Annotated in this window: 4 protein-coding genes; 3 read left to right on the top strand and 1 reads right to left on the bottom strand. The window is 57.2% G+C overall.

Translation table 11 applies throughout. The annotated features are described in order from the left end of the window. Positions 1-255: 255 nt before the first annotated feature. The 3 genes from Q1V60_RS07285 to Q1V60_RS07275 all read left to right on the top strand — a co-directional run bounded on the left by Q1V60_RS07285 (position 256) and on the right by Q1V60_RS07275 (position 5,188). On the top strand, positions 256-1,416 hold the full coding sequence (locus Q1V60_RS07285) for an MFS transporter (RefSeq protein WP_300628807.1): 1,161 nt from the start codon (positions 256-258) through the stop codon (positions 1,414-1,416). Positions 1,417-1,721: 305 nt separating this feature from the next. Further along, positions 1,722-3,563, top strand: a complete 1,842-nt coding sequence (ilvD, locus tag Q1V60_RS07280) for a dihydroxy-acid dehydratase (protein ID WP_300628806.1) — start codon at positions 1,722-1,724, stop codon at positions 3,561-3,563. A 164-nt stretch (positions 3,564-3,727) separates the two neighbouring features. Then, entirely contained in the window at positions 3,728-5,188 is a 1,461-nt protein-coding gene (locus Q1V60_RS07275) for a hypothetical protein (protein ID WP_300628805.1), read from the top strand. A gap of 162 nt (positions 5,189-5,350) precedes the next feature. Here the strand turns inward: Q1V60_RS07275 and Q1V60_RS07270 are convergent, their stop codons facing one another. Then, positions 5,351-6,406 (bottom strand): haloacid dehalogenase-like hydrolase, encoded by a 1,056-nt coding sequence (locus Q1V60_RS07270; protein WP_300628804.1) that lies wholly within the window; start codon positions 6,404-6,406, stop codon positions 5,351-5,353. Positions 6,407-6,629: the final 223 nt, after the last annotated feature.

Genomic DNA, 6,629 nt, shown 5'->3' with positions numbered 1-6,629 from the left:
AGTCCCATTTTCTGGGGTCGCTTCGCGGCCCAGCGGGAGCAAGCTCCCTCGCCACAGGCCGACGGTTGCCTGCTCTAGCGCTTAACTGACTGGCATTGGGGCAAGCCCGCTCCCACATTTGAACCGCGCTGCGTCAGGAATCTTTTCCTACAACCTCAAACCACATGAATCCAAGAAACATCTCACCGTAGTTTTGATTGAATTCCACTTTTCGCAGACTTGTATCGGTTTCTGGTTTCATCCCGGAAAACAACAATGTTTGGCTCTTCGCTATCCCGCTTCATTCTCATCACCTGCATCTCCCTGATCAGCTTCTTCCCGATCAATATCCTGCTGCCCTCTTTCCCCGCCCTGTCCGCCAAATTCGATACGCCATCGGCAGACATTGCACTGTCCATCAGCCTGTTCACGCTCGTCTTTTCGGTTTCCCAATTGATCGCCGGCCCGCTATCGGATAAGTGGGGCCGCAAGGAAGTGCTCATCGGCTGCATCACGCTAGCGATCCTGGGGGCGATTGGTTGTGCACTGGCGACGGACTACCTGACCTTTCTGTTGTTTCGAAGCGTCCAGGCCATGGGGTGTGGTTTTTTCGTATTGGGTCATGCACTGGTGGAAGACCTGTTCGAGGAACAGGACCGCGCCCGTGTGCGCCTGTATTACATGACCCTCAGCGGTTCGTTTGTCGCCCTGTCACCGTTGATCGGCTCATGGCTGCAAACCACGTTCGACTGGCAAGGCACCTTCTATGGGTTTGCCGTGATGGCGCTGGGCATGTTGATTCATGCGTTTTGCGTCCTGCCCTGCAAGTCCGCCAGCCCGCACCGTGCCGCTGTATCGATCCTAGGCACACTGAAAGCTGTCGCTTCGAATCGCGACTTTCTGCGCTACTGGTGGATCGCCGCGCTGGTATTCGCCTGCTACTTCGCCTTGATCAGCGTGACGCCGATGATTTTCATGGATGAGCTGAAGCTTTCCGAATATCAATACGCACTGGTGCTGATGGTGTACGGCGTGGTCTATCTGCTTGGCGGTGTAGCGGCCTCGTATCTGCAGAAACGCATTTCATTGTCCCGGCAAATCAATATCGGCCTTGGCTTACTCTGCGTCGCCGGCGTGCTGTTAACGCTGATCCTGATGTGGGATGCCATCACCACCGTCACCCTGCTGATCCCGATGCTGATCAGCGCCCTCGCCGTCACGCTGGTGCGGCCCGCCGCCATCTCCGCGGCGATGCTACTGTTCTCAAACAGTGCGGGTACAGCCGCATCAGCTGGCAACAGCATCATGTTCCTTACCGCCGCCGTCAGCAGCGCAGCCCTTGCGCAAACCGGAACTCATTTATTGATGGTAATTGCTTTGAGCTTCATCGTTTTCAGCCTGTGGGGTTGGCTGACAAACGCCCGTATCACCCGCTGACACTGTCCACTGTAGGAGCGAGCTAGTTCGCGAAGATCGCCAACGATAACGCGGTTCTGTCAGGTAAACCGCGTCATCTATACGTTTTTCGCGAGCAAGCTCGCTCCTACAGGAAGACGGTGTAGAATCGGCCCTATTCATCGCCAGTCATCCCCCGGCGGGTTTATGAGCTCGAGGCCCGAGCACGCGGCGATCCCGCGACGCGAGTGGCAACTTCCGGACACACGGCCATTTTTCGGGTGCTCCAGTCGTCAATTAGAAGCTCACTCCCCTTTAGTACTTGATTAGCCGCCCGGAGTGCTCCAATGCCTGATTACCGCTCGAAAACATCCACCCACGGCCGCAACATGGCCGGCGCGCGCGCACTGTGGCGTGCCACGGGGATGAAAGATGACGACTTCAAGAAGCCGATCATCGCGATTGCCAACTCCTTCACCCAGTTCGTACCCGGTCACGTCCACCTCAAGGACCTGGGCCAACTGGTCGCCCGTGAAATCGAACGCGCCGGCGGTGTAGCGAAAGAATTCAACACTATCGCCGTGGATGACGGCATCGCCATGGGTCATGACGGCATGCTGTACTCGCTGCCGAGCCGCGAGATCATCGCCGACTCCGTGGAGTACATGGTCAACGCCCACTGCGCCGACGCCATCGTGTGCATTTCCAACTGCGACAAGATCACGCCAGGCATGCTGATGGCCGCCCTGCGCCTGAACATCCCGGTGATCTTCGTCTCCGGCGGGCCGATGGAAGCCGGCAAGACCAAGCTCGCTTCCCACGGTCTCGACCTGGTCGACGCCATGGTGATCGCCGCCGATTCCAGCGCCTCTGACGAGAAGGTCGCGGAATACGAGCGCAGCGCCTGCCCAACCTGTGGTTCGTGCTCCGGCATGTTCACCGCCAACTCGATGAACTGCCTGGTGGAAGCCCTGGGTCTCGCCTTACCGGGCAACGGCTCGACGCTGGCCACCCACAGCGACCGCGAACAACTGTTCCTGCAGGCCGGCCGCACCATCGTCGAGCTGTGCAAGCGTTACTACACCGACAACGATGAGTCGGTGTTGCCGCGCAATATCGCCAACTTCAAGGCGTTCGAAAACGCCATGACTCTGGACATCGCCATGGGCGGTTCCACCAACACCATCCTGCATTTGCTGGCCGCCGCCCAGGAAGCCGAGATCGATTTCGACCTGCGCGACATCGACCGTCTGTCGCGCCACGTACCGCAACTGTGCAAGGTCGCGCCAAACATCCAGAAATACCACATGGAAGACGTGCACCGCGCCGGCGGGATCTTCTCGATCCTCGGTTCCCTGGCCCGTGGCGGCCTGCTGCACACCGACCTGCCGACCGTACACAGTAAATCCATGGCCGAAGGCATCGCCAAATGGGACATTACCCAGACTGACGACGAAGCCGTGCACACCTTCTTCAAGGCAGGCCCTGGCGGCATCCCGACCCAGACCGCGTTCAGCCAGTCGACCCGTTGGGACACCCTGGACGACGATCGTGAAAACGGCTGCATCCGCAGCGTCGAGCACGCCTATTCGCAAGAGGGTGGCCTGGCCGTGCTGTACGGCAATATCGCTCTCGACGGTTGCGTGGTGAAAACTGCCGGTGTGGACGAGTCCATCCACGTCTTCGAAGGCCGTGCCAAGATCTACGAAAGCCAGGACAGCTCGGTGCGCGGCATCCTTGCTGACGAAGTGAAAGAAGGCGACATCGTGATCATCCGCTACGAAGGCCCGAAAGGCGGCCCGGGTATGCAGGAAATGCTCTATCCAACGTCGTACCTCAAGTCCAAGGGCCTGGGCAAAGCTTGCGCCCTGCTCACCGACGGCCGCTTCTCCGGCGGCACTTCGGGCCTGTCCATCGGCCACGCTTCGCCGGAAGCCGCTGCCGGTGGTGCGATCGGCCTGGTGCAGGATGGCGACAAGGTGCTGATCGACATCCCGAACCGTTCGATCAACCTGTTGATCAGCGACGAAGAACTGGCGGCACGCCGGGTTGAGCAGGACAAAAAAGGCTGGAAGCCGGTGGAGAAGCGTCCACGCAAAGTGACCACCGCATTGAAGGCTTATGCGCTGCTGGCTACCAGTGCCGACAAAGGCGCGGTGCGTAACAAGGCGATGTTGGATGGGCTGTAAGCTTTAACCCGCCTTCAACCTATCGTTGCCCCAACAGAATGCCCCGCACAAGCGGGGCATTTTTTTACCCCGTCTGACGCGCCTGGGCTCTTGCGCTGGCAAGTGGAACCCTTTTCCCGAATCGCCCACCAACCGAGACAATCGGCTTAATAAAAGGTGGGACGATGAAACCATTAGACGGCGCTCTTTCCGCCAGCCTTCGGGCCCAAGACCACGCACCCTCTGCATTTCAGCGTTCTCAAAACAGCATCAGGCGTTTATGCCCTGACGAAAAGGCCAGTACCTTGCTCGGCAAAACAATCAGCCCTGAAACTGCATTCCAGATGAAGGACAGGGTCACGGTGGACAGCCGAGGCATGATCACTAAAGTTCAAGCCAGGCACTTGTCCAGCAAAAACTTTACAGACATTACCCATGCAATCACCCCACCCCTGACCCACCGGCCACAGCCTGCGCATGAGCTGATAAGAACGCCCAAGGAGGTGCTGTTGGCGCTGACCCTTGCGGTTGCAGAGTCGGCACTGGATGCCTCGGTCAAAGCGCCCGTCATCGAGAAGCTGAAAGTGAGCTGGCTGGATAACAAAAGCTCAAAAGATATTACGCAAAACCTCATAACCCAACTTCAGCTCAAACTGTCATCCGAACCGGAAAAAAACCAGGCCTTACTGGCGAAGATAGAGGCAATATCGAATAGCCTGGAAAAAGAGTTTTACATCACCAAGCGTAATGACAACTACTATGGGCGTCTTTTCGACACTGCCTTTTCAGGGCATGTAATTAACAACCCCTCGCCGGAATCACACCGCATCAATGACGTGCTCACGCACAAAATTCTAACGGACTTCAATAGCTACCCGCCTGCCACGCAACTTGGTGTGTGCGCCGACATTCATCAAAAGATGCTCGCTGACCCACCCGGCTGGCGCGAACAGATCAAGGAAGCTCAAACATTCCTGCAGAACCCCACGCCGCAGAATTTTGTCGCCATGCTGCAAAGTCGCGACCGCTATGCCATTCCACTGACGTTGTCGCTGGCAGTGAAATATATGTTGGTCGCCCCCCAATTAAAGTCTGTGACCACCACGGCAACACGGCACTATGCGGATGTCATCGACGGCCAGCGGCAGCTGATTAAATCGCTCAAAAACAGAAGCTTGCGCAGCGATCAATATGGCGTGCTGCTGCCTTATCAGTCAGCGCCACACCAACAGACCCACCTGCAGGGTACGTTGGGCATCAGGCCTATCGACCGCTACCAACCCGCCACCCAGGGAATAACCCCTCACAATCGAGCCGCGCTGCACGCCGAACGCTCAATGGGTGTCGGCATGTCCGGCAGCACCAACCTGTTGAACCATTTATTTATAAATCTGGCCCAGGAAGGAAAGGTATTTTCCATGGAACATGCGAAAACGCTGACCGCCGCCTGTCTCACCTTCAGCGGAGGCCACTCGCTTAACGAAGCCTATACGGTATTTTCGTATAACGACAAAAAGGACTTCACGCCGCTCTGTTTTAACCAGCTGGCAGGCGCGGACGCATATAACGCCGACGCGGTTAATCATGCCTATCAAACAGTGCTTGAGACTTGCAGGTCATTGAACAACCCGCATCCCGAGCACTAACGTTGTACGTGCTGGTTTGATACTAAAAATCTGCCGAAAGTCGCCTGACAAACAAAATCACCTGTGGGCGCGGGCTTGCTCGCGAATGCGGTACTTCAGTTGATATTCCAGTGACTGACACTCCGCTTTCGCGAGCAAACCCGCTCCCGCATTTACCGGTGGTTACTGGATGTCCTCCGGCTTGACGATCACCCAGTTCTTGTCCGCCGTCACCGGCAACCCTTCCTTGGCCTGCGCCGCCGCATGTTTGGCCATCATGCCGTTGAGCTGGGTCATGTATTTGTCTTTGCGGTTGATCCACAAATGGATGCCCCCCTTGGCCACGTCCACATCATGGAACAGCATGTAACCGTCGCTGGTGGGCGTATCACCGCCGACGATCACCGGCTTTTTCCATTCGTCGATGTAGGTGAGGATGGCCGCATGCTTGCCGGCCATCCAGGTGGCGGGGGTCCACAGGTAGGGCGTCAGTTCCAGGCCGAGGTTGGCCTTCTCGTCATACTTGCCGGCGGCGATCTGTTTACGCGCGGTGGTCAGTTCGCCCGTGCTGCGGTCTTTGAGCAGGGTGGTCACGCCGATGACGTTATCGGGTTTGACGTTGTAGCCATACTTCGGATCGGCCGCGACCATGCGCACCAGCTCCTCCGAGGCGGCCGTCATCACATACACTTCGATGCCGCTTTCCATCAGCTTGTTGTACAGCTCGGCCTGGCCGGTGAAGACTTTAGGTGGCTGCACTTCGGACTGCTTCACCGCGTCGCCTTCAAAATAGGTAACAGGGACGGGTTTACCGGAGGCCATCAACTCATCAACCTGGACTTTGAGTTCCTTGAGAGTGAACCCGGAAAACACCTGGGCCACCCACGGATAGCAGACCATGTCGTCCACTTCGCAGAGGCGATAGTAGTAACTGAACAGACTTTCCTTATGGTCGGCGGTGTCTTTGAACGGCATAAGCTTGAGCGAAGGGTCGAGGCTGTCGCGGGTGATCAGCCCCTTGTTCTCCATGTACGGCAGCAGGGATTCTTCAAGGTCATAGCGGTAGCTGGTGTTGTCCATGTCGAACACCGCGAAATTACCCTTGTTGGCGTTGGCGGCGATCATCTCGTTCAACTGTTTGGCGGCAGGCGCCGGCCAGTGCTTCAACTCGGTGGCGGCGAACGCCTGGCTGGCAAGTCCGAGGCAAAGAGCGGCAAGCAATTTCGGCGCGAGCTTCATAAGCGTTTATTTCCTGAGTGAAAGACACCGACGCTAGCAAATCTGTATGACAGTACCCGCGTTGAGCACGACCGCGTGCGTCTTGATTACGCCGCAGGCATGTGCGGGAGCGTCAGACGCTTATTCCAAAAACGACAGTGACCATTCCATATCGGTATTAAATCAATATATTTCAAGCTGTTAGGCTTCCCGGCTCGCAGTCGCAGGCTCGAGCGATTGGCTG

The sequence above is a fragment of the Pseudomonas sp. genome (assembly GCF_030147005.1).
Taxonomy (GTDB): Bacteria; Pseudomonadota; Gammaproteobacteria; order Pseudomonadales; family Pseudomonadaceae; genus Aquipseudomonas.
The sequence above is the reverse complement of the archived record's forward strand: the minus strand, read 5'-3'. Positions and strand labels throughout refer to the sequence as shown.